The organism is Snodgrassella alvi, assembly GCF_002777855.1.
In the GTDB taxonomy this organism is placed as follows: Bacteria; Pseudomonadota; Gammaproteobacteria; order Burkholderiales; family Neisseriaceae; genus Snodgrassella; species Snodgrassella alvi_E.
Genome location: NZ_MEIK01000017.1, coordinates 13,286 through 38,882, shown reverse-complemented (window position 1 = coordinate 38,882; position 25,597 = coordinate 13,286). Strand labels below are relative to the sequence as shown.

Here is a 25,597-nt window from a genome sequence, read left to right as displayed (position 1 = left end):
TCAGAAAAGCAGTATTGCTGACACCTGCACCACGTAATATCATGCAGACAGTTATTCAACATAAACATATCAATCTACAATAGCGAGAACACAATGCCAGCCTCTCTTCTGGATGAACAAAAAGATGCACCCTTGTCGGCTGACATCAGCTTTCTGATCCAAGCATTATTGAATATGCTGGCTCACGAAACCACCGTAGCCGTACAAACAGTATTAAGCCAGCTTATCAACGGCAAAGAACCGCAGATAACCATCCAGCAAGCTATGCCATCGCTTGACTTGCGGCAACAGCAAGATCTCATCCGCGCATGTAGTCTGTTCGCACAGGTATTGAATATTGCAGAAGATGTACATCATGAACGGCGGCGTCAAACATATGAACAAAACAGTGAGCATTTTGGACGTACCAGCTTTAATCATGTCATCCGGCAGATTCAACAGCAAAAAATATCTACCACAGAATTGGAAACAACCTTACAACAGACCAGTATCAGTGCTATTTTGACCGCCCACCCTACCGAAGTACAGCGACAATGTATTTTGTGCTTTCACCGCCATATCCGCAGCATTCTCAATGAACGCAACCATCCACAACATCCACACAGCAAAGAACTGCAACAGCAGGCTGAAGCCATCATGCTGGCTCTTTGGCAAACCGACGAAACCCGTCATTTTCAGATCAGCGTTAGCGATGAAATTTACAACAGTATCAACTATTTTCCATTAAGCTTTTTTAAAGCTGTACCCGCACTTTACCGTAAACTACAATGCCAGCTTACCAGTATCTATCCGGATGTCAGCCTTCCTAATGTAATCACCATTGGTGGTTGGGTAGGAGGTGATCGCGATGGCAATCCATATGTCAATGCAGATACATTACAGGAAGCATTTTCCTTTCAGGCCAAAGCTTTATTTCAACATTACCACCAGTGTCTGGATGAACTGCATCAGCTATTGCCACTATCTTCCCGCCGTGTTCAGGTAAATAGCAGCGTACTACACATGGCAGAACTGTCACCAGATACCGCAACCGCCCACAAGGAAGAGCCGTATCGTCGCGCCATCGCTTACATACAGACTCGCCTTAGTGCTACCGAGCAACAACTCGGTTTACAACCGTACAATCAGCATTACCGCTTACCATTCTATCGACAGTCAGAGGAATTTCTGCAAGAGCTCAATCATCTAGCCAGATCCTTACAGGAAAATGGCAGTGCCCTGCTCAGTGAGGGTAAACTGGCCGATCTGATTCGTTCAGTTTCTTTATTTGGCTTTCATTTGATGTCTGTAGACTTGCGTCAGCATGCGGCCAAACACACAGAGGTAGTGACTGAATTATTTGCTCATGCTGATTTGGAAGATTTTAAAATACTGAGCGAAGCAGCCAAACAACGAGTATTAATACGCGAACTGAGCACTCAACGTCCGCTGTACAGTCCTTACATTCAGTACAGCAACAATGCCATGCGCGAACTGACTATTTTTCAAACGGCTGCCCGCATCAAAAATGATTATGGTGAAACGGCCATTAATCAATGCATCATTTCGAATGCGGAAAGTGTCAGCGACATACTCGTAGTTGCCTTACTGCTGAAAGAAACTGGTCTGCTGAGCATCAACAATGAAAAACCCAGCAGCCGCATCAACATCGTTCCCTTATTTGAAACCATTGATGCCTTGCAGAAAAGCGTAGATATTATGGACAAACTGTTTAGCCTGCCCTGGTATCGCGCATTTCTACACAGCCGCAACAATTTGCAGGAAATCATGCTCGGATATTCCGACAGCAACAAAGATGGCGGTTACGTGACCAGTCAGTGGTCCCTGTATCTGGCGGAGTCCCAACTAGTCAAACTGTTTGCTCACCATCATATCCGCCTACGTCTTTTTCATGGTCGCGGTGGCAGCGTAGGTCGTGGCGGCGGCCCTTCTTTCGACGCCATCATGGCTCAGCCTGCAGGCAGCGTAGCCGGACAAATACGCATTACCGAGCAAGGAGAAGTGATTACCGCCAAATATGCCGACCCCACCAATGCCGAACGCAATCTGGAAGCGCTGGTTGCGGCCACACTTGAAGCTACCCTACTGCCCCCTCAAAATAGCGAACCGGATAACCAAATCATGGATACCTTATCGGCCAGTGCATTCAGACACTATCGCAAACTAATTACCTGCCCCGGTTTCATAGAATATTTTTTACAAACAAGCCCAATACAAGAAATTGCCAGCCTCAATATCGGCAGCCGTCCTGCCAGCCGTAAAACACTGGCAAGAATTCAGGATTTACGTGCCATTCCATGGGTATTCTCATGGACACAGAATCGCCTCATGCTACCAGCATGGTATGGATTCGGCAGCGCTGTCACCGAACTAATTAATCAGGACAGCGCCAATCTGCAACGATTGCAACAGCAAGCACAATACAGCCTTTTTTTCCAAACCATGCTTTCCAACATGGATCAGGTAATGGCCAAAGCCGACCTCACCATTGCCCAGGCTTATGTTAATCTGGCTAGCAATCAAGAAGCTGCCCACACTATTTACAGCATGCTGGCCGATGAATTTGAGCGTAGTAAACAAGCATTACTCAGCATTCTGCAACGCCAGCGTTACTTAAGTGACAACCGAACACTCGCACGCTCACTTGCCTTGCGTATTCCCTACCTAAACGCCCTAAATTGGCTTCAGATACATCTGTTGCAACAACTACGTCATCAACCAGATAACAGCGAGCTACTCCAGCTCATCCACCTAACCATTAACGGCATTGCTCAGGGATTACGGAATACAGGCTGAAGCAAAAACCAGCGCAAACAATACACCTTTGTCTTAATTACTGTTCAGCTTTATAAATATTCATCATCGGTATTTCCTTAGTTTGCATTTCTGAGCTGAATAAGGTATTTAAATAAAAAACTGGAAAAACAAAAGGCAATATAGATTACAAAACAGCAATATAGCCAACTCAGAGCAAAATCCGTCATAAACTAGTACTACTGGCTTGAAATAGCAGTATCACGACCCAATTTAATTAAATAATTCACCTTTTTGCAGAGGAAAAAAATATGCAACCGGAAAACAACACCGAAAACGAAACTCAGGTAAACGAGAACACCGAAAACACCGAACCAATTATTGCGCCAGAGGCCACCATTGAAGATTTGCAAGAACGCATCAACGAGCTAGAAGGCCAGCTTAAAGATGAACAACTGCGTTCATTGGCCACTGAGCAGAATCTGCGCCGGCGCCATCAGGAAGAATTGGAAAGTGCCCATAAATTTGCCGGTCAGAAATTTGCCACTGCAATGCTGCCTGTTAAAGACTATCTGGAAATGGCTCTGCAAGATCAAAGCGGCAACTTTGATGCTCTTAAAATGGGTGTACAAATGACCCTTACCGAACTGCAAAAAGCTTTTGATCAATCCAATGTCAAAGAAATCGATCCCAAAGCTGGCGATAAACTTGACCCGCATCGTCATCAGGCTTTGCAAAGCGTTGAAAGTGAACAGGAACCCAATACTGTAGTTTCTGTAATGAAAAAAGGATATACCCTATCTGACCGCGTATTGCGTCCAGCTATGGTAACAGTAGCCAAAGCCGCCGACTCAGAATAAATCACCCGAATAAAAACCGTCTGACAGAAATTAATCAGACGGTTTTTATTGAAAAAATATCTGATATTATCTAGTTTTTTCTTATCATCTCCCTTTATTCTTTTCTCACTAATAAAAATTAAATAGATTCATTCATTATTGCTACAATTTGATTCTGCCCAATAAGCTATAAATATAATATAAACAAATTCTCTTAAATATATTCATTATTTTAGAAAGAGGAAAAACATGCGTTTAAAATGTTTTACAAGTCTGGTCATTCTAGCCATCACCAAAACTGCTCTAGCTCAAGAAATTCAATTACCGCTTACTTTCATCAAAGATATTAATATTCCCGAAGTTGTATTAAAAATCAACGGCAAACCAGAAAAATTTATTCTTGATACAGGCTCTCAGACGGCACTGCATTTACCACTCAACACTTTAAAACAGCTTCCAGAAACAATCCAAATACCAACTACAAACAAAAGCTTGGATTTAAGCGGAAAAATTAAAGAATCAGATCAATTTCTGATCAAACATCTGAATATTAACGGACTCGAATTCCAAAACATTGAAGCGATGGAATTAAAGCCTTGGGGTTGGAATTATTCCAGCAATCCAGAACAGAAAAAACCGCCTGTGCCAGATGAAAGCATCCCTGTAGTCGGGTTAACACTTTTTCAAGATCACATCCTGACACTGGATATAGCTCACAGAAAAATAATTATTGATGATAGAAACAACCCAAACCGATTAAGCCACCAATGGACAGTTTTTCCTTATAAAATACATCCGAAAGAAGGCATGGTTATCAAATTTACCGACCAGAAAAAGACATATAACCTGATTCTTGATACCGGAGCATCAATGTCTTTTCTTAAAGGCACATCAAGGTCGGAAAAACTCAGTAATAGCAAAAAAATAACCACTGACAATACGGAAAAAACAACTCTGCGTTTGAATAAACGTGGTTATCCCATGACAGTTAAAATCTACCCGGACAACCCAACCATCCGAAAAATTCCTGTTCGTGCCGCCATCATGGATGGCATGCCGGCAGAATTCGAATCCGATGGCTTGCTCGGCGTAGATTTTCTGCAAAAATACAGTGTCCGAATAGATCAAAAAAATCATCAGTTATGGATCAAACCTGCTTTTTGATTTTATGCATGAAAACAAATAATCAAGCAGATAATTTAAACTAAAGAGATGTTAGATACACTCGCAAAAATTTAACACCTCTCATACACACCAGATTTAACGCGTAATTATTTCAACATCGAGCTTAAAAACGCCTGTGTCCTTGCATGTTGGGGATTAGCGAAAAAACTGCTGGCTTCACCAGACTCTACAATTACACCTTTGTCCATAAACAGCACTTGGTTAGCTACTTCACGCGCAAAACCCATTTCATGGGTGACCACCACCATAGTCATTTTGTCTTCAGCCAGCTGCTGCATGGTTTTTAAAACTTCACCGGTTAATTCAGGATCAAGCGCTGAGGTTGGCTCATCAAACAGCATAATTTGTGGCTGCATCGCCAGTGCACGGGCAATGGCCACACGCTGTTTTTGCCCACCCGATAACTGTGACGGATAACAATCCTGTTTGTTTTCTAAACCTACTTTACGCAACAGTTCTTGTGCCAATGGCACAATTTCGTCACGTTTCAATTTTTTCACCGTAATCGGTGCTTCAATCACATTCTGTAACACCGTCATGTGCGGAAAAAGATTAAACTGCTGAAACACCATTCCCATACGAGCACAGATATTTTTTATTGTACGTTCAGGCGCATAATGAGCACGGTTGTGAATATTATTCTGTACCAGAAAATCATTTTCAATAGCAATGCTACCAGCATCGATTTTTTCCAGATAATTCAGACACCTCAGCAGAGTAGATTTACCTGAACCAGAAGAACCGATGATAGCCACCACTTCTGAACGTGCCACCTGTATATCCACACCTTTAAGTACTTCTACATTTCCAAAGGCTTTATAGATGCCTCGCGCGTCTATCATCAAATCAGTCATCGTAGCGTGCATAGCGCTTCTCCGCTTTCTGGAATCCCCAGGTCAGAATCAGGGTCATAATCAGATAGAATGCAGCCGCTACAAAAAACGGCATCAGATTAAATTCACGCTGTACCAGCTGATAAGTAACCCGCATTACATCCTGTAATGCCAACACATACACCAGCGAAGTATCCTTAACCAACGTAATGGTTTCATTACTCAATGGTGGTAAGATTTTTTTCCACATCTGCGGCAACACAATGCGGCGCATGGTCTGGCCATAACTCATACCCAATGTTTTTGCCGCCTCATACTGCCCTTTACCTACACCCTGAATACCGGCACGGAAAATCTCGGCAAAATAGGCTGCATAGTTCAGCACAAATGCAACAATCGCAGTGGTGTAGGCAGGCAGCAAAATATTGACAGCCGGCAGAGCAAAATAAATAAAGAAGATTTGCAACATCAACGGCGTGCCACGCATCACCCAGATGTAAAAATTAACAAGGTAATCCAGCACCTTGACACCGGATAAGCGCAATAGCGCCAATACGAGCCCCAATGGAATAGACAGCAACAGGGTAATAGCAAACAGACTCAGGGTAATTTTTGCCCCAGTCCATAATTCAGGCAACATATTGAACACATAGTTCATGTGTATTCCTTAAAACAACAATAACGCTGCCTGAACAAACTGTATTCAGGCAGCGTTGATTCCAAGGCAAAGACAACATTTATTTGACGATGTCTTTACCGAACCATTTAGTTGCAATTTTAGCAGATGTACCATCGACTTTCATACTATCCAAGGCACTCTGAATTTTCTGTTCCAATGCCTGATCATTTTTTCGGAAAGCCACTGCGTATTGCTCTGTACCAAAGTTATCACTCAGCACTTTGTATTCATTAGGCTTTTTGGATACATAATAACGGCCAACCACTTCATCCACCACCAAAGCATCTACTCTTTTGGCTGAAACATCCATTAATGCTGTCACATTATCCGCATACTTTTTCAATTCTTTGAATGATTTGGCCACATTCGGTTCTGCTTCCACAGCATCAACCGCACTGCTGCCATCCTGTACGCCGACAACTTTGCCGGCCAGATCAGCTTTGGTATTAATACCACCATCAGGACGAACCACAATAATCTGATGATTATCCATATATGGCTTAGACAATAATAACTGCTGCTGCCGCTGTGGAGTAATAGTCAACCCATTCCATAACATATCTACACGCTTACTATTGAGCTCAGATTCTTTGGCACTCCAGTCAATCGGTTTCAGCTCGACAGTCAGACCGGCACGTTTGGCTGCTTCACGTGCCATATCAATGTCAAAACCTACCAGCTCATTTTTTTCGTTACGAAAACCCATAGGCGGAAAGCTATCATCCAGTCCCATAACCACTGTTTTACCATTGCGCTCAGTTGAGTCAGAAGCTGTACCGGAAGCGGATTCTCCGCCACAGGCAGCAAGCGCCACCGCAACCACAGAGCCCAGTAAAAATTTACGCATGGCGTTGTGCATATAATATTCCTGATTCAATATAAATAGATATTTGTGTCATACACTATACCGGAATTTCTTTACACTTTCATCAGTACGTGATAAATGTATTCTCTACGGCAAAACAACCTTAGGCTAATACACCAATCTTAAAATTTAACCAAATGAATAATATATATAATTTTTCAAATTATAGCTATTTCAAAACTCTTTTAATCCAAATCAGATAAATTTTTTCACTCAAAAGATTCAAGTAGTTAGACAAACAGCATTTATATTTAATATGCTTTTTTAGAAAATCATTCCAAAATCATATTGATTGTATTCATCCTAGCTGAAGCTGTTCATAACCTTCTATGGATTTTTCCATATCAATATCTATCCCTTTTCTCAAACATATGATTTAAAAAATTTTTCCAAACCAAAAGCAACCTTTATGTAATCAAGCAGTTCAGAGCATGATTTAATTTTCTGTGTTCTCAGGCAGCAGCTGATTGCACCGGATGATGTGCCATACGGAAAAACATTTTCCCTTCTTCTTCGATGCGGCGGATCGGCCATTGATACACCTCACTGAGTATATCGGACTGCATCACCTTTTCAGGCGTACCTGAAACCACTATCTGGCCTTCATTCATCAGCACAATATAGTCTGAATGATTTGCAGCCATCGTCAGATCATGCAATACCATTACCACCGAAAAATCGGCATGATGCTCGCGTAGATAATGCATCAGACGGTGCTGATGACGAATATCCAGATGATTACACGGTTCATCTAGTAATAATACCGGTGCATTTTGTAGTAACGCTCGTACCACATTGGCACGCTGCTGTTCTCCGCCAGATAAGCTGCCAATCCGTTGCTGCGCCAGTGCCTGCAAATCGAATACCTCTAGCAAATGATGTAATTTTTCAACCGGTGCCTGAGCTTTTTTAAACCAGCCACTGTGTGGATAACAACCAAGCTGAACATATTCTGTGACCGTCAGCGGCAAACTATATTGTCCATGCTGACCTACCCATGCAATCTGGCCACGTTTTAAATAACTGCTAACGGATTCACCGTGTACAGTTACTCCTGCTCCATGCAAACCTAACAATGCGCGCAGCAGTGTAGATTTACCTGCACCATTTGGCCCAATAATGCTGATATGTCGATTTGCCGGTATATCCAGATGTGGCACTGATAAAATGCAGCGGCCGCGTGGCTGCACCTGCACATTACGCACAGTAAACAAATTTTCCATATTTTGTTCCTAACGCCGTAACGGCTGTAAAAACAGCCACAGGAAAAACGGTCCGCCCAGTAAAGCAATCACAATACCTACTGGTAAATCCACCGGATAACTTAGCCATCGAGCGACACTGTCTACCAATAATAAAAATATGGCACCCAACCAGGCTGACAACACCATAATCCGACGCCTACTGCCACCTCGGCTGCGAGCCACCACATTCGGTACCATCATACCCAGAAAACCAATAATACCAGCCAGTGAAACTGCGGCTCCTGTTAATAATGCGGCGCCGACCACAGTCCACATACGGGTACTGCCTACCGCCACACCCATACTAATAGCAGTTTCTTCGCCCAGCATTAAAATATCCAGCCGACGCCCGACCACCACCAGTAAGCCCAAACCCAGCACCATCACTGCCAGCGCATACCAAGGTGAAGTAAATCCTGATTCAGCTAAACTGCCGGCCAGCCAGTTAGTAGCACTACGTAGCACCATATCATCCGACATAAACAAAATTAGGCTCACCAGCGCGCCACAAAAAGCACTGATTACAAAACCCATTACCAGCAAACCCAGCGTACCGCCGCCAAGCAGACGATGTACCGTCAGTATCAGCAAGCAGACCAAAAGTGCACCGATAAAAGCCGCTAAAGGTACCGTTACTGCACCCCAACCAAAAGCCAACACGGCTATTACTCCGAGTGCGGCACCGCCTGAAGTACCAATCAGACTTGGATCTGCCAGCGGATTATCAAATAAGGCCTGTAATGCTGCGCCTGAAGCAGACAATGCGGCACCTACAATCAGCGCCACCAGAACCCGCGGCAGTCGGATACCAAGGGTGGTTTCATCCAGAGACTGTGGCCATTGCCAGCCGCCCATGCCTAGCCCGAGGCAAAACCAGCTCAGTAGCAGGCTGAATGTCACAGCAGTGATAAACCAAACTAATTTAGGCCAGAACACATCCCTGACAATCATTGAGTCAGGTGTGCTGGCCGTTTGCTGCACTTGCATCATAATTATTGTGCCAGTTGATAAAGTTTAGGAATCACTTGCGGCGTATTCAGACCGTAACGAAAAAGGTCATTAGAGGGCAGGAAAAAGATTTTCTGCTTTTTAGCTGCGGGAGAAGCTGCAATTTCCGGCCGTTTGGTCAATCCCTGTACTCCACCAACCAGTTTCTGATTACGGTCTGCAATCAAAATAATATCCGGTTTTGCTGCTAGCCAAGCCTCTCTCGACATCGGCTTCATACCTTCAATCGCCGCTGCTGCATTCACTCCGCCAGCTCTTTTAATCAGCTCATCTGCTGCGGTATTACGTCCGGATACAAAGCGTCCGTCGTAGCTTATCAGATAGCGTTTACCGGTTTTTGGCATCTGCTTTACCTGACTCAACCAGCGGTCAGCCAAAGCGTTAGCTTCTTTGTTTTTTCCAATCAGTTGACCAATCTGCCGAATACCAGCAGCATAGCCGTTTAAATCATCTTTGGGCGCAACATTGATTGCTTTAACCCCCACTCGATTTAAATTGGCATAAATACTGGCGGGCTGTGCCATCCATGAACCCAGAACGAGTGTAGGTTTTTTGGCTGCAATTGGCTCCACGCTCAGCCCATGAAACAAACCGATACTAGGTACATTTTTTAAGGCCGGATTGGTTGAGGCCATTTCTCTGCCAACTATTTCCTTAGCTCCGCCCAATTCAACCACAACATCGGCTACGTCTGGGGTCAATGTCACGATACGGGCAGCAAATGCAAACGGAAAAGCAGCGCACATTGCCGCTGCCAACAGTAATTTTTTCATGATTTACCCTTCTGATTACAAGCAGTACATGGGCAGGTAAACTTATTTCTGTATATGGATTGATTCATACTCAATATTTAATGCCTGCCTGCCCGAGCAATTTATTAGTTAGCTAGCAGACTATCCATAAGCTGATGCCAAGATTGCATTTCATCATTACCCTCTTCGCGACGGCCGAAAATCTGTACCACTGTCTGACGATTTTTATCGAAACCTTCAATGCAGGTTACATAACCTTCACTAATCGGGCGACGCACTACCCATGTTTCCACAATATCTGTATCACGCAGATGTAAATCAAAACCCTCTTCCGGTACTTTAGCATCCAGTACATTCAGATACCCATGTGAACGCACCACATTATGCAATTTACCGGTCTGAATTTGTACCAGTCCACGGTTACCAACAAAAATCATAATTTCCTGTTTACTGGCCTGCACATGATTCAGAACCTGTTCCCAAACACTGCGATCGACCAATTTAGTACATCCGGCTGGCGCATGACGATAAGACTGTTGCCGGTCTATTTTGAATGTTTCCAGTAAACCGCCAAAATGATGGACATCTTTCAGTTCATTCCAGCGCTCCTGAAAAGCCTGCTCCCGTTCTGGAGATAACGGTTCAGGTACGGTAACATTCACTTCTGGTGCAGGTAAAAATTCGGGCTTACCGCTGGTTTTAAATTCATCAATCAAAGCCTGCCATGCGGCCAATCTAGTATCATCCCGCATAAATACCTTTTCGATATTCATGCCATATTCATCATAAAACTGAATAGAGCGCATGGTTTTGTCACCGATAGTCACAGTAGTGGCTAGGGCATGATGCCAGTTGTGCAGGAAAAAACGCAAATCCAGACCACCCACATTCAAAGCCAGCCCGCTACGCGCCGTGAGCGTAACATGCTCATATACGCCGATTTTTTCATGTACAGCAGCATCGTTACGCACCACGCTCAATACTTCGCCTAAAGTTTCCAGCTTCAGTACCAGTTCACGAATCTGGTTACCCAGATAAATCGAATCAGGCGCATCCGCCATTAAAGCACCTTCACTTACACCCAAATCAGCAGCAGCCTGACGCGGGAAATACATTCCTCCCTCGATGGTTGCTTTCTTATCCTGATATTGTTGCCATAAGCTCATGTTCGTTCCTTTACAAAGTTTTTATTGGTAGTAGTGACTTAAAATGTGTAGCGCAATCCAACATTAAACGTCCGTCCTGGAGCTGAATAGAAATCAGCATTATCTTTGGTCAATTTGCTGGCATTACCATCGCTCTGACCGGAAGTACCAGACTGGCTGTTGACATTTGGCATCATGTAGGCGATATCTGCCCAGTTCCAGTATTTCTTATTAAATACATTGTTTATACCGGCATGGAAACTCAAGTGCTTAGTAGGTTTCCAGAAGCCGCCCAGATCAACCAATGCATAATTTCTGGATGGGTTGTAATAGCTTGTTCCTTTAGGTACGTCCTGAATATCGCTATTGCCTTTTTTAGCTACATAAGTGAAATCCACATTAGCACCCCAGATTTCCTTATCATAGGCCAGACCCAGCTTCAGCTTAACCGGCATTACCGAATTAAGTGGTTGATCCACACCCTCCTGCCGGATAGACCCACGCGAATATGCCAATGATCCATTTACCTTCCAGTCTGGAGCAAATTTCCAACGTGCATAAGCCTCACCACCATAGATATGCGCTTTACTAAAGTTCTGCGCCTGCAATACTAGCGTCTGCGTACTGCCAGGGCGGCTCCATACTGCATCAGCTGGGATTTTTACCTGTCCAGAGATATTCACGTAATCAATGAAGTTTTTATAGTGATTATCAAATCCCGCAATGCCATATTCAAACACATCATTTTTACCGCGCAACCCCAGCTCAAAATTATTAGCGGTTTCGGCCTTTAGATTCGGATTGCCCCATGAGCTATAGCTGCCTGGGTTCCATGAAGAAGCCAGTTGCTGTGAAGAAGGGGCATTAAAGCCACGAGCATACTGGAAATAGGGTACCAATAGTGGATCAAAGCGGTAAGCAATGCCCAGACGCGGTGTCAGCGCACTTTGATGTTTTTTTCGTAATTCACCAATTTCATTGTTGATACCGGTAACAAATCCCTTTGAATCGGGTTTCATATGATAGTAAGACGCAGATAAACCTGGGCTAACAATCAGGTTACCCCATTGCAGATCTCCGTCTACATAAATACTGGCTCGTATGGTTTTATTATCTGCATTAGGTTTTGAACGAGCATAATAGCCTTGCCAGTCGCTGGTCAGTTCATGATGAGCCACATTCAAACCATAGCGCCAGTCCTGCGTCAGCTGAGCACCATCAAAATGTGATGACCAGTCGCTTGTCAGCCCCCACACTTTATCTTTATTGGTAAAGTCGAATACACAGCGATTATTCTGGTTAGGAATCATGCTGGTACAGCCTTTAACATAATCTCGATGCGTAGTGGAGTCGGTTTTAGTCTGCTGCCAGTAAATCTGTGTTTTACCTGAATGAATCAGCCCGTCGTCACTATGATATTCATGCCCGAGTGAAAATCGAGTTTTCTTATTATCATCTACACCCCGTACATCCGTATAGGAGCTATTCGCTTGTGATAAAGAATCAGTCCACTGATTGCGGTTTAGGTACTCTGCCGTAAAACTCAAGGTGTTTTTATCATTGATATCAAATTCATGCTTAGTCAAGAAATAGCGACTATTGTGATCGACTGGGTCAGATTTGGTACGTAATGCGCCACGGCCACCGACATTACCACGGTTATCCACCTCATCACCTTTGCGATAAGTGCCCAACACCATGCCGCGCCAGTTGCCACTTCTCAGCGCACCGGCTCCTGTCACTGCCGTAGATTTATCGACGCTGTTATACTGAGTATCAATATAGCCGCCCTTATCCTCACCCTGTAAAATTTCGCCCGGTGTCAGAGTATGCATGGCTACAGCACCTCCTAAACCAAATCCGCGGGCATTTTTACTGATATCCACACTACTGAGTGCAGAAACATCCATAAAATTACCCCGCCCAAAAATAGCATATTGTCCTGTATGCTTCATTTCATTCGCTTCAGGCAAATCAATACCGTCAATCGTCATACTGATCCGGTTGCCACTTAGCCCTCGAATATTCACGCTGTCATTTCCTTGCCGCGTACCCTGCGTATCTAGTACCTCCACTCCGGGTATGTCTTTCAGTGCTGTTTTTAAATCTACCGCTCCATGTTTTTCAATGGTTTCAGCCTTAACGGTCGTATCCTTAAACACACTGGGAGTAGCCCGTTTAGCCTCAACATTAATCGTGGGCAAATGAGCCTCGCCCTCCGCATAAACAGCTGCAGGGAAGCCGATACAGGTTACAGCTAGCGCAATTATCTTGGGTGAGCGACACATATAAAGTTAACCCCTTTTGACAAAAATTAATGCAAAGATGGCGCATTGTAATCAATAATGATTCTTTTATACAAGTGGAAATGGGAATTATTCTTATTAATTTACAGTCATATTAAGTAAGCTACTATCAACTCACAGATCAAAACCATTATCAAATAGCCAAAAGCCAACTACAATATTATTTATTTATCATTATTTAAGCAGATAAATCGTTTAATTTTCGGTTCATTCAGAGCAGACTGATACAAAACATGCCTAGCTGATTTATGCTTATCTTTATTACATTGAACGAATTAGTTAAAACATCTAAACACTACTATTTTATTGGCGGCATTTTTTATTTTTATTCATTAACTATTCTAAAAAAACCATGGCGCAGACCAGAATTATATGTGTGACCCATAGTCTAGTAAAAACCACGTTATTACAGGTTAAACGCGTCACTCTACCACCATTTTGAGTTGAAACACTATGCGCCTGACTCTTCTCATTTGCTACCATATAAGCTATATCAGCTCAATTCCAGCATTTCTGATTAATCAGGTTATTTACATCCACACACAAATTTAACTGTTTACTCTGTTTCCAGTGCACGCACAAATCAATTAGTGCATTACATCTCGATAGATTATAAAATTTGAAGAACATACTAAAGATTGATTTTTCATCATTAGGTAACAATCCAATTTCTTGACAATCCAAAACCACCTTACCATTTTCCGATTTACAAGGTGTAGTAATTTTTTTAACTATGCAAAATATACTAGTTGTAGTGTGCCTGTATTTTTTATTTGTATTATGGACAATATCGCGATGAATCCAAGCCCCATACAATGGGAAATGATTCCAGCCTTTTTTATCATGTTTAGGGTTTAATTACCTCTTTCATGCCCACATGGGTATGAAACCAATTTACAAAGAAAAATTGAATGAATAAAATAACAGCAACTCAGCAACACTACTTGATTTTGGCATTACCAAATTAAGGGACAACGCCGCCTATCTTACTATTGTTCATGAAAGCGGTCTGAACAATCAAAAAGGGCAATATGCTCAGTTCTGAGAAAATCAGCAGCATAATCAATAACTGTGAATTCACCCGCAATACTATCAACCAGCTTTCGACAACCCTAAGCCAATTGCTGCTAGCGCCAGCAACTGGTTAACCACAATGAAATGCTTAGATATGCCGGCCTGATGCAGCATCTATCAGAAGTCTAAATCAATGCATTGGCCGTATTCACACCCAGAGTTTGAGTATTCAGCAAGTCCGCTGAAAATACTGTTTAACAATCCGCGCGCTTAGGTATTTCGATATACTAAGCGTTCTGATTATAGATGAAAACTGCTATTAAATTAAGCTATTACGTTTTATTATGAATAATTTCCAATAAATTGGAGTTAATATACTTGCTGAATCTCTTTCTTCACAAGAAAATTGAGTAAGCTAACTTCTTTGTTCCAATTTACAAACCAATAACATTTATTAACTTCTTTTAGGATTTCGTCTATATTTTTTTTTGTATCAAATTTAATTTTCTTTAGTAATTTCATGATTAATCTTTTTCGAACTTGGGACGTAATATAGGGACAGCTAATAGTATCCAACAGTAAATGAATTTTTTCACTGCTTGATTCTAAATCATTTAAATCAGCCAATTTTATTTCAATAATTTTAACTAGTTCATCTTTCAAACCACTATATTCATCTTCATTTTTGATATAAAATAATAAAGAAATTATAGAAAAATAATTTGTTTTGTCTGTCTGAAAAAATAATTCTTTTATCAAATATTCTGGCAACTTATATTGGTCATCTAACACTGATAGGGCTATCATAATATTGATTAGCTCTAAATTAACTGCTTCATTTTGTGCCAGTTCTTGTTTTTTGGATTTTGCTGTAAATAGCTGGCAAGTAAGATTGAATAACTGATTGGCTATTTCCTCTTTAAATGAAGGCATATTTTTTTCTACAAAATTATTTATGCGAATAATAATTGAACTTAATTTATACGAGGAATTTACTGTAGGAGCTACGCTGTATAAAAAAAACGCAATTTCAATAATAATATTGAAAATTTTATAACAGCGAATTTCAATTTCTTCTTGATTAATTTGTTCTGTATTTTGACTATTACTAGATCCTGAATTATTGTCTAGTTCCTTCATATTTTTTTGTAATTTGATAAGATCTTTCACCCATCGTGCCTGTACTGAAATAATATATGAAGCTATATCATCATATTTCATTTCATATTGAGCACAAAGATTTTTTATAGAATCAATGAAAGCTCTTTTAAATTTGGCTACAGAATTTATTTTGGCTAAAATTAAATTATCACCCTTTGTTTTTGTAACCATTTTATTAAAATAACTATTAACAACCTCATTGGCTTGATAAATTAATCGTGTTTTTTTACTCACAAAAGGCCGATGGCTTATAATGGTTTTGGCCGTATTTGCATGTAAATTGAAATTCCATAATACATTTACATATTCATTATATATTTTTTTAACTTCATCTTCCGTACATGCAAAAATAAACACGTCATCCACATATCGCCGGATAGCATAATTTTGGTCGAAGTAAAATTCTTTTTTATTAAGAGTGTCAATGACAGTTTTATCAACTTTCTGGAAAATGATTTCTGCAAAAATTCTGCTTACTTCCGGACCAATAACTATTCCGTTTGTCTCATTATCATTACCAGAACGTAATACAGTATCAAATTTATCACCAAAAGATGAATTTGATAGATTATTTTTGGCAAATTCTTTATTCTTGGTAGCCCAACTAATGGAGTGGGTATAAATGCTATCAAAACATTTTGATACATCGAGTGTCATTTGCACAGCAAATTTCTTTTCAAGTAAAAGATAATCCTCTGAAACAAAAAACTTATATAATCGAATATAACCGTTATAAGCAAAATAAGAAAGCATATGTTTAATACTAAGATCTTGGTTAGCTAAGGTTATATTCTGCCCGTGCTCTTCAAATCTATCTCTCTGTGAATTATCTATATAAAAGCTCCCAGCCACAGATTTAGGACTTCTTATTGAAGCAGGACTTTGGTTACAGAAATAAACAATTAAACTATCGTATTTTTGATAAAACTCTTTAATCTTAATTTGGCTATAAGGGTGTAACAGTGCTAAACGCCTATATTCAAGCTCGTTTTTTTTTATTTTGAAAAAAAAAGGTTTGGTTTTTGTCACTTTTTTATTCAAAATCAATTTTTTTAATAATTCCTTTTTAAACCCATCGTCTTTATTTTTTATTTGCATATATAAACCCGCGTTCGAAAAAATAATAGGGGTTTCGTAAGGCAGTGTTTCAGTTAGTAATACTCTATCGTAATCGGTCTTTTTAATAAAGTTTTTATTTTTTGACATTTTAATTCAGTTTTCCCAACATTTTTTTATTGCAGTAATACGTAATTTAGGTATGATAATAATTTTATTTTTATATCCTTGAACAAATGAGTATTTAAGAAGTTTTTTCTTGTTTTCCCTCTTTTCACTTTGATTTAAAATAGGATATATCAACTTTGTGAATCTATCATTTTCAAATTTTTCAAGTAGCAAAGCCCTTAATAAGTTATCCAATTTTTTCAGATTACCGTTTAAAAATTTATCTTCAGTAATCTCCGTATAATTATAATAGATTCCGCTAAATTTTTTTCTGCGTCCTAATTTTTCAATTTCGAAATTAGATGTCAAAAATTTTATTCTTTCTTCCAATAAAGTCCAATCTTTATTTTTTTTGAAATCATAAAATGTTCTAAATAGTTTAAATTTATATTTTTTATACTTGTTATCGGCTAGATCAATTGAAATTGGTCTACATTGTTTGTTTTTGTTAACCAGATTATCTATTATAAATTTATATCCTAGAAAATCAAATGATTTTGATTCATCTTTATTACCTTGCGAATCATTTGAAAGTGTTATTGTTTGAAATTTTTTTTTATTAAACTCCAAACCAGATGGTAGAAATTTTGCTAGTTCTTTTAGGAATTCTTGATTAATTTTTTCTTCATTTTCTGCTTCGGATATTGTTGTAATAATTATAATATCATCAACGTAGCGGGCATAAAAAAAACAATTCGGTTGATTTTTAATATTAATGTCAAAATTTTTCATTAATATCTCTGTTATTACTGAACTAATAGCTAATCCTCGAGGACATCCTTTACCGTCTTGCAATTTATGAATATCCAATAAAATTCTTAAAATTTTTTTTGTTTGCGGACTTAAATTAATATCATTAAAAATTGTGTTCTCTATATCCTTTTGCTGAAAAGATTCAAAAAAATTTTTAACATCTAGTCGATATACTTTATAGGGAACTGTTTCACAAAGTATAAGTTTTAATTTTTGCACAATTGAATTTCTGTTATCCGTATGTATATTAAATACTTGTCTAAGGTTAAGAACAATTTTTCGTTCAATTATTTTAAATTTTTCATCCTGTAAACAAAATACTTGAATATTTTTTTTATTAAAAGAGCACATTGATAGTTCTTCAAATTCTGAACGCTCAATCATTTGCAAAGCTGATTGGACTATAGTGCTGGCATCAGACTCATTTAATTGTATATTTTTTTTAATACGATAGTGTTTCAGAATTTGATTTAAAGACTTTTCAGTGAAAGCTTGACGCTCCATACAATTCTCGCTTAATTAATAATATATATCTATTTTTAAATAGATTTTAGCATATAAATTTTCTTAACTTAATGTAAAGAAAAATTAAAATAATATTAAATATTTACATTAAGCATAAATATATTAAACGTTAAATCTGTCAAATAAACAAAATAACTTGAATTAGACTTTTCCGATGACCCAATTACATATTATTAATTTTACTATTATAGAGATTTATCGATAAGTCAAATACTGCCATTTTCAGATGTTTTTATCCAGTCCCATCTGCCAGAAATCAGCCTCTAAGCGAGTTGCATTTCTGAAAATTATCGCTAACTGCTCAAATCTTTGTGGCTCAACATGAAAAAGATGTTGATTAATCCACTCTATTTCTTTTTGCACAGCTACTTGAAATTCATCACTTGTATACATGTCTAACCAACATTGATAAGGATTATTTTCAGACTGATACCAAGGTTGGGTCTCAATCCAACAAGCAATTCTGCCATAGCCAATCATACAAGGTGCCAGTGCAATATGTAAATCCAATAAATTACCCTGCTGGCCTGCATCAAGCATATAGCGTGTATAAGCTATGTTGGCTTTCGCTTCCTGCAATCTATTTAGTTCTTTTTCACTGATTCCCCATTTCTTGCAATACTCAACATGCAGATCAAGTTCAATCTCAACGATAGCCTTTAGACTGGCTAAAGCCTGTCTTATTTCAAAAATATCGTGGCTTTTATAAACAGCAAGTCCCCAAGCACGAGCAAACTGAATCAGAAAAAGATAATCCTGTTTTAAATAGTGCTGAAAACATGATTTGCCTAAAATTCCTTTACCTAACTGCTGCACAAACTCATGTTGTGTATAGTGTTTCCAGTCATCCTGACAGAAATTAATAAGCGATTGAAATGATGGCATAAACCCTCCTTTAATAATCAATATTAAGGAGTATCAAAACAGCCTTTTCAACTATAAAGCCTGTTTTAAACTCCCTTCGTCGGTATTAACCGAATCAGGTTCAACGGGTGTAATCTCAGCCAAAGGCACCCCGGATAAATTAATTTTTAAATGTTTAAGGCAGATTTAGTCTAACCGTATTTTAGTATAAAATAAAATTTATATTTTGTTTCGCAACTTTTTTCTCACTAAGTTCATTTTTTATTAGTGTAAAAAAGTATTATCAATTAAATTTCTCAATGTAAATATAACTTTTGATTAATTTAAAAATTTAATTTTTGGTGGTTTAATATTTTATTTCTGATGATTGTATCATTCACTCTGCTTCTCTGAGCTTAAAAAATTATATAAAACACTGCTTTATTAACTAACAATTAAAGACAAAATAAATTAAATATGGTAAAGTTATCATTGTAGGCTAGGGAGGTGAGTGTTCCATTCTTTGGAATATTCTTAGAATATTGCTTCTTAAACTTTTCTAGAAACAGTTTTAGCTGTATTTTAATTGAAGGATTTAATCCTACACACACAATGCATCTCCTTATTCCTACAACAATTAATTTTCATCAAATATTGTTATTTTATCGCTTTTAAACCCACATGATTTAATTCAATATTATTCATTACAATTATCAAACCAAATTAATTAGTAATCAATTTAATAATGCGGCGGAATTTCATTGGCTGGATTAAACGGTTCATTATTGCTGTCTGCTTTATCCGGTAAACGTTGATACAGCAGGCGTAGTTGTGCCTGTTGTAAGTCAATAGTTTGTTGCAGTCGTGCTATGGTATCGCTTAAGCTTTGAACGGTTTCTTCTTGTAGGGCACTTTGTATTTCCAGTTCTTCGATGCGATGCTGCCATTGCATTAAGTTGTTGGTGATATTGTCCATGGTACGGCTTTTCGTAGGTAATGGGTTCAGGCTTTGGGTTCAATAAATATGAAAAAAACCTGAGCAATTAGGCTGCTCAGGTTTTTCAAACCAGTATGAAACAATTATTTCAGTTTGGTTTCTTTGTACAGTACATGTTTACGCACTACTGGATCAAATTTTTTGATTTCAAATTTGCCAGACATGGTGCGTTTGTTTTTGGTAGTGGTGTAAAAATGGCCAGTACCAGCAGAGGATTCCAGTTTGATTTTGTCGCGCATTGCTCTATCCTTAAATCACAATATGATTAAGCTTCACCGCGAGCGCGCAGGTCGGCCAATACTACATCAATACCTACCTTGTCGATGGTGCGCAAGGCGGCGTTAGAAACGCGCAGGCGCACCCAACGGTTTTCACTTTCAACCCAGAAACGACGTGATTGCAGGTTAGGCAAGAAACGGCGTTTGGTTTTGTTGTTGGCGTGTGACACGTTGTTGCCACTCATCGGGCGCTTACCGGTCACTTTACATACACGTGCCATGGTTAACTCCAAACTTCTAATAATTTTGTAAAACGCGATTTATACCATGAAAAGCAGAATCTATTCAAGGGTTAAATCATTCTGTATAGCATGTACAGGTGAAATTGTTGCGCTTGAAGCAAGGACTGGTAGCTTGAGCCTTGCCTCGAAAACAGCTGGCTGAATGCTTAAGTTGCAGCCAATGGTTATATTTTCAGCATATTTCCTGTACAGCTACAGGATGGCTGAGGTAATGCAGCCATCCTGACTAAGACACCATTAATGCACGATGGTTGTGCTTGTGGTGGTCGTAGTGGTTACGGTGGTACTGGCAACAGGTTCTGCTGTTTGTTGGTTCAGGCCACCACCCAGAGCTTTATAGATATCTGCACGGTTTTCCAGTAGGGTTTGCTGGGTACTGAGCAATGCCTGCTGTGCTGCATAGCTGTCACGCTCAGCATCCAGCTGCTCAAGCGAGCTGGCAATACCGTGCTTATAACGCAGTTGGGTTAGTTTGTAACGGTTGGTCTGAGCTTGTTCGCCACGACGTTTCGCTTCATATTGTTTTTTCAGCGAATCACGTGCCACCAATGCATCAGCCACATCGCGGAAAGCTGCTTGTACAGTCTGCTCATACTGGGCTACGGCAATGTTTTTACGAGCAGTGGCTAAATCCAGATTACCTTTATTTTGTCCCCAGGTGAAAATGGGCAGTGTAATCTGCGGAGTAAAGCTCCATGTACGGTTCGGACCGTTGAATAGGTGGCCGATATCGTTACTACCGGAACCAATACTACCAATCAGGCTAATACGAGGAAAAAAGGCTGCTCGAGCTGCGCCTATGTTGGCATTGGCTGATTTAAGAGCAAACTCTGCCGCACGCACATCAGGCCGCTGGTACAGGATAGTTGATGGCAAACCAACTGGTAATTCAGCATTCACAAACTGCTGGCTTAATGGCGCCGCGGCAGGCAGGTCATCTGGAAGAGGTTTACCAACCAGCAAGGTTAAGGCATTGTTTGCCTGATCCCGTGCCTGCTTAGCAGCTGCATAATCTGCACGCGCGGTTTCGATTTGTGCTTCAGCTACATCTACGTCTACCTGTGAAATCACGCCGGATTTGAATTGCAAATCAGTAAGACGCTTGCTTTCTTCACGTGAGGTTAATACGCGGCTGGATAAGTCCATTTGAGCTTGGGCGATGCGTTCATCAAAGTAAGCTTTAGCCACACTGGCAATTAGACTTATCTGGGTAGAGTCGCGTACCTGCTTTTGCTGGAAGTATTGATTCAGTGCAGCATCAGAAAGGCTTTTCACTCGCCCAAACAGATCCAGCTCGAAAGCAGTTACGCCTAAACCCACGTTGTATGATTCAGCGATATAGCTGGTTTGGCGACCACTTGCATCACGCATAGCACTTAAATCCTGTGCTACACGTGATCGGCCACCATTACCGGTGGCACTTAGAGCCGGCAAACGATCTGCCCGTTGGATCACGTATTGTGCGCGCACAGCTTCGACATTCAAAGCAGCAACGCGTAAATCACGGTTATTGGCTAAAGCCAGACTGATTATCTGTTTCAGGCGTTCATCAGCAAAGTAATCCTGCCAACCCAGATTGGCAGCCGCTACTTCACCAGCCCGCTGATTGTTGGCTGCTGCACCAGGGAAGGTTTCTGCCATTTCAACTTTTGGCTGGTGATAGCGAGGCGCCATCGAACAGGCAGACATAACCCCGGCAGTTAATACAGCCAACAGGGTAGGTTTTACTAAGTGTTTCATGCTTTATCCTCTTTGTCTGTCTGGTTGCCGGACTGTATGCTGGCACTGCCATCACTGTTTACTGCAATTGGCAAATTTTTGCTATTGTCAGGCGTGTTGCCATCTTGGTCGTTCTTTTTTCTGCTGAACAGACTACGTACAGTTGAATAGAACACAGGCACAAAGAATAAGGCCAGACAGGTGCCAACTAACATGCCCCACAATACACTGGTACCGATTGCACGCTGACTGGCAGAAGAAGCGCCATTGGCAAAATACAACGGTACTACACCCATGATGAAGGCAATAGAGGTCATCAGAATTGGACGGAAACGCAGATGAGCGGCAGCTAGTGCTGCTTCGAGCGGTGTTTTACCCTGCTCTTGCAGGTCTTTGGCAAATTCCACAATCAGAATGGCGTTTTTGGCACTCAAACCAATTACGGTAATTAGCCCCACTTGAAAATAAACGTCATTTTCCATACCGCGTAGCCATGTACCCAATACAACGCCAAGCAGCCCCAGTGGTACCACTAACATTACTGATAATGGAATAGTCCAACTTTCATACAATGCTGCCAGACACAAAAACACTGCTAGTAGTGAGAACATATAGAGGATAGTAGACTGGTTACCTGCATCTTTTTCCTCTTTAGACAATCCTGTCCACTCATAACCAAAACCATCAGGCAGTTTGCTGGCAATTTTTTCCATTTCAGCCATAGCGTCACCGGTACTGTACCCAGGTGCAGCATTACCCGTAATAGACATCGCGGTGTAACCGTTATAACGGATGGTCTGAGCCGGACCAGTAATCCAGCGGGTTTTGATAATGCCGGCCAATGGTACGAGCTGACCTTGCGCATTGTTAACGGTTAGTTTGTTCAGGTCTTCTGGAGTCATACGTGAAGCAACATCAGCCTGCACAATCACCCGCTGCATACGACCTTTATTCGGGAAATCATTTACGTAGTTGGAACCCAGGGCCGTGCTTAGTACAGTGGCAATATCGCCAAATGATACGCCTTGTGCATTGGCTGCATCACGGTCGATATCAATTTGCAATTGCGGTTCATCTTCCATGCCATCTGGCCGTACCTGAGTCAATACTTTGCTTTCACGCGCCATTCCCAGTAGCTGATTACGCGCAGCCAACAATGCTTCATGGCCTTTACCGCCACGATCCTGCAGACGGAAGCTAAAGCCAGTACTGGTACCCAGCTCAGGAATGGATGGTGGCACCAGTGCGAAGATGTAACCATCACGTACGGATGCCATCATGGCTCCGGTAATGCGGTTGGCCAGTGCATTGGCACTGTGTTGTGCCCCACTGCGTTCTGACCAGTCTTTCAACACGAGGAAGCTCAAACCTACGTTCTGTCCCTGGCCGGTCATACTGAAACCAAGTACAGATACCATGTTTTTCACTTCAGGCTGCCGGAGGGTGAAGTCCTCCATCTTTTTGAAGGTATCCAGCGTACGGTGCTGAGTAGCGCCCGGTGGCAATTGAACCAGAGCAATGGAATAGCCCTGATCTTCTTCCGGTAGGAATGAAGTAGGCAGACGCAGCATGACAAACAGTGCACAGCCGGCAATAATCACATAGATGATAAACATGCGTACACTGCGATGCAGTACATAGGCCACTTTGGATTCATATTTTTTGGTACCGCTGGTAAATTTGCGGTTAAACCAACCAAAGAAACCTTTTTTCTCTTCTTCATGCTCGGTAATCGGTTTGAGCAGTGTGGCACATAAAGCCGGTGTCAGCGACAAAGCAAGAAATGCGGAGAAGAAGATGGCTACAGACATCACCACAGAGAACTGCCGATAGATATTACCGGTAGACCCAGAAAAGAACGCCATCGGGATAAATACGGTAATGAGTACGACAGTAATACCCACCACGGCTCCTGAAATCTGTCCCATAGCTTTTTCGGTAGCTGGCTTCGGCGGCAAATGTTCGTCTGCCATGATACGTTCGACGTTTTCTACCACCACAATGGCATCATCAACCACGATACCAATTACCAACACCATCGCAAACATGGTAAGTACGTTAATCGACAGGCCGGCAAAATACATAATGGTGAATGCACCCAGCAATGCAATCGGCACCACGATTGTTGGTATCAGTGTGTAGCGAATGTTTTGCAGGAACAGCAGCATTACCAAGAATACCAGTACGATGGCTTCTACCAGTGTATGAACTACTTTTTCAATAGAAATGCTGACGAAAGTAGAACTATCGTACGGTGCAGACCAGCTCATGCCTGCCGGGAAATATTTCTGTAATTCTGCTAGCTTGGCTTTAACTGCATTGGCAGTGGCCAGTGCATTACCTTTGGTAGTCAGCTGAATACCAGCACCGACTACGTCTTTACCATTCAAACGGGCTCCAGTTGAGTAATCCTGTTTACCCAGCTCTACGCGGGCAACGTCTTTCAGGCGTACCAGTGAGCCATCAGTATTGGCTTTAACAATGATATTTTCAAACTGTTCAACTGTTTTTAGCTGACCAGGAACAACAATAGTTGCAGTGGTCTGAATATTGTCTGGAGAGGGTAAGGCACCTAGGCTACCGGCAGAAATCTGCTGATTCTGTGCAGCCACAGCAGCATTAACTGCAGCCGGTGTCAGATTCACACTGCGCAGTTTGTCTGAATCCAGCCAAATACGGATGGCACGTTCGGAACCGAACACCATTACGTTACCCACACCATCAATACGTTGCAGCTCTGGCTGAATATTACGTGCCACATAGTCCGCCATATCTGCCGGTGTCAGATTGGGATTATCGCTGGTATACATGGTTACCATCAGGAAGTTACTGCGTGATTTGGCAATCTGTACACCGGTTTGTTTTACCATAGCCGGTAGACGCGGCTCAGCACGCGACAAAGCGTTTTGCACATTCATCTGCGCAATATCGTCATCGGTGCCTGGATAGAAGGTTAAGGTTAAGGTACCGGTACCATTGGACAAAGATTTAGCTTCCATGTAGTCCAAATTTTCCAGACCGTTCATCTCACGTTCGATACGTGACAACACCGTATCTTCAATAGTCTGGGCATCGGCACCTGGATAGGAAATGGTAAGAGTAATAGAAGGAGGAGCTACTGTCGGATACTGTGCAACAGGTAGCTTGGTAATACACACTATACCGGCAATGATGATGAACAAAGCCACCACCCATGCAAAAATCGGTCGGTTAATAAAAAATCGTGACATA

General features: G+C 41.1%; 19 protein-coding genes and 1 riboswitch. Of the genes, 3 read left to right on the top strand and 16 right to left on the bottom strand.

Translation table 11 applies throughout. The annotated features are described in order from the left end of the window. The first annotated feature begins 93 nt into the window (after nt 1–93). From ppc to BHC43_RS02765, 3 genes are all read left to right on the top strand, one after another. On the top strand, nt 94–2,796 hold the full coding sequence (ppc, locus tag BHC43_RS02775; RefSeq protein WP_100156461.1) for a phosphoenolpyruvate carboxylase: 2,703 nt from the start codon (nt 94–96) through the stop codon (nt 2,794–2,796). A gap of 269 nt (nt 2,797–3,065) precedes the next feature. Then, nucleotides 3,066–3,614 (top strand): nucleotide exchange factor GrpE, encoded by a 549-nt coding sequence (gene grpE, locus BHC43_RS02770; RefSeq protein WP_100140849.1) that lies wholly within the window; start codon nt 3,066–3,068, stop codon nt 3,612–3,614. A gap of 228 nt (nt 3,615–3,842) precedes the next feature. Next, a complete protein-coding gene (locus tag BHC43_RS02765) occupies nt 3,843–4,757 on the top strand; it encodes a hypothetical protein (RefSeq protein ID WP_100156460.1) in 915 nt (304 codons plus the stop codon). Nucleotides 4,758–4,864: 107 nt separating this feature from the next. Here the strand turns inward: BHC43_RS02765 and BHC43_RS02760 are convergent, their stop codons facing one another. From BHC43_RS02760 to BHC43_RS02685, 16 genes are all read right to left on the bottom strand, one after another. Then, nucleotides 4,865–5,620 (bottom strand): amino acid ABC transporter ATP-binding protein, encoded by a 756-nt coding sequence (locus BHC43_RS02760; protein ID WP_100140883.1) that lies wholly within the window; start codon nt 5,618–5,620, stop codon nt 4,865–4,867. A 4-nt stretch (nt 5,621–5,624) separates the two neighbouring features. After that, nucleotides 5,625–6,269, bottom strand: a complete 645-nt coding sequence (locus tag BHC43_RS02755) for an amino acid ABC transporter permease (protein WP_100140851.1) — start codon at nt 6,267–6,269, stop codon at nt 5,625–5,627. Between the two features lie 79 nt (nt 6,270–6,348). Continuing rightward, nucleotides 6,349–7,149: an amino acid ABC transporter substrate-binding protein gene (locus BHC43_RS02750; RefSeq protein WP_218966446.1), complete on the bottom strand. Its 801-nt coding sequence runs from the start codon at nt 7,147–7,149 to the stop codon at nt 6,349–6,351. 458 nt (nt 7,150–7,607) lie between these two features. Continuing rightward, nucleotides 7,608–8,378: an ABC transporter ATP-binding protein gene (locus BHC43_RS02745; protein ID WP_100156459.1), complete on the bottom strand. Its 771-nt coding sequence runs from the start codon at nt 8,376–8,378 to the stop codon at nt 7,608–7,610. Nucleotides 8,379–8,387: 9 nt separating this feature from the next. Continuing rightward, nucleotides 8,388–9,254, bottom strand: a complete 867-nt coding sequence (locus tag BHC43_RS02740) for a FecCD family ABC transporter permease (RefSeq protein ID WP_373880589.1) — start codon at nt 9,252–9,254, stop codon at nt 8,388–8,390. A 137-nt stretch (nt 9,255–9,391) separates the two neighbouring features. After that, complete coding sequence (locus BHC43_RS02735) at nt 9,392–10,180, bottom strand: heme/hemin ABC transporter substrate-binding protein (protein WP_100151400.1); 789 nt, start codon at nt 10,178–10,180, stop codon at nt 9,392–9,394. A 104-nt stretch (nt 10,181–10,284) separates the two neighbouring features. Beyond that, nucleotides 10,285–11,325 carry a ChuX/HutX family heme-like substrate-binding protein gene (locus tag BHC43_RS02730; RefSeq protein ID WP_100156458.1) on the bottom strand — a complete coding sequence of 347 codons (1,041 nt, stop codon included), beginning with the start codon at nt 11,323–11,325 and terminating at the stop codon, nt 10,285–10,287. Between the two features lie 38 nt (nt 11,326–11,363). Continuing rightward, nucleotides 11,364–13,592 (bottom strand): TonB-dependent hemoglobin/transferrin/lactoferrin family receptor, encoded by a 2,229-nt coding sequence (locus tag BHC43_RS02725; RefSeq protein ID WP_100156457.1) that lies wholly within the window; start codon nt 13,590–13,592, stop codon nt 11,364–11,366. Between the two features lie 1,401 nt (nt 13,593–14,993). Beyond that, complete coding sequence (gene drt3b / locus BHC43_RS02720; RefSeq protein WP_100156456.1) at nt 14,994–16,991, bottom strand: antiviral reverse transcriptase Drt3b; 1,998 nt, start codon at nt 16,989–16,991, stop codon at nt 14,994–14,996. A gap of 6 nt (nt 16,992–16,997) precedes the next feature. Beyond that, nucleotides 16,998–18,266 (bottom strand): antiviral reverse transcriptase Drt3a, encoded by a 1,269-nt coding sequence (gene drt3a, locus BHC43_RS02715; RefSeq protein WP_100156455.1) that lies wholly within the window; start codon nt 18,264–18,266, stop codon nt 16,998–17,000. Nucleotides 18,267–18,509: 243 nt separating this feature from the next. After that, nucleotides 18,510–19,172, bottom strand: coding sequence for a thiaminase II (tenA, locus tag BHC43_RS02710; RefSeq protein WP_100156454.1), 663 nt, complete (start codon nt 19,170–19,172; stop codon nt 18,510–18,512). A 54-nt stretch (nt 19,173–19,226) separates the two neighbouring features. Continuing rightward, nucleotides 19,227–19,315, bottom strand: a riboswitch (TPP riboswitch). A gap of 554 nt (nt 19,316–19,869) precedes the next feature. Further along, a complete protein-coding gene (locus BHC43_RS02705; RefSeq protein WP_100156453.1) occupies nt 19,870–20,106 on the bottom strand; it encodes a SlyX family protein in 237 nt (78 codons plus the stop codon). A gap of 104 nt (nt 20,107–20,210) precedes the next feature. Further along, nucleotides 20,211–20,366: a 50S ribosomal protein L33 gene (gene rpmG / locus BHC43_RS02700; protein WP_025329834.1), complete on the bottom strand. Its 156-nt coding sequence runs from the start codon at nt 20,364–20,366 to the stop codon at nt 20,211–20,213. A gap of 26 nt (nt 20,367–20,392) precedes the next feature. Continuing rightward, complete coding sequence (gene rpmB, locus BHC43_RS02695) at nt 20,393–20,626, bottom strand: 50S ribosomal protein L28 (protein ID WP_002216391.1); 234 nt, start codon at nt 20,624–20,626, stop codon at nt 20,393–20,395. 258 nt (nt 20,627–20,884) lie between these two features. Continuing rightward, nucleotides 20,885–22,387, bottom strand: a complete 1,503-nt coding sequence (locus BHC43_RS02690; RefSeq protein WP_100156452.1) for an efflux transporter outer membrane subunit — start codon at nt 22,385–22,387, stop codon at nt 20,885–20,887. Beyond that, nucleotides 22,384–25,596, bottom strand: a complete 3,213-nt coding sequence (locus BHC43_RS02685; protein WP_100140862.1) for an efflux RND transporter permease subunit — start codon at nt 25,594–25,596, stop codon at nt 22,384–22,386. Before BHC43_RS02685 ends, BHC43_RS02690 begins: the two co-directional genes overlap by 4 nt. Between the last annotated feature and the right edge of the window lies 1 nt (nt 25,597).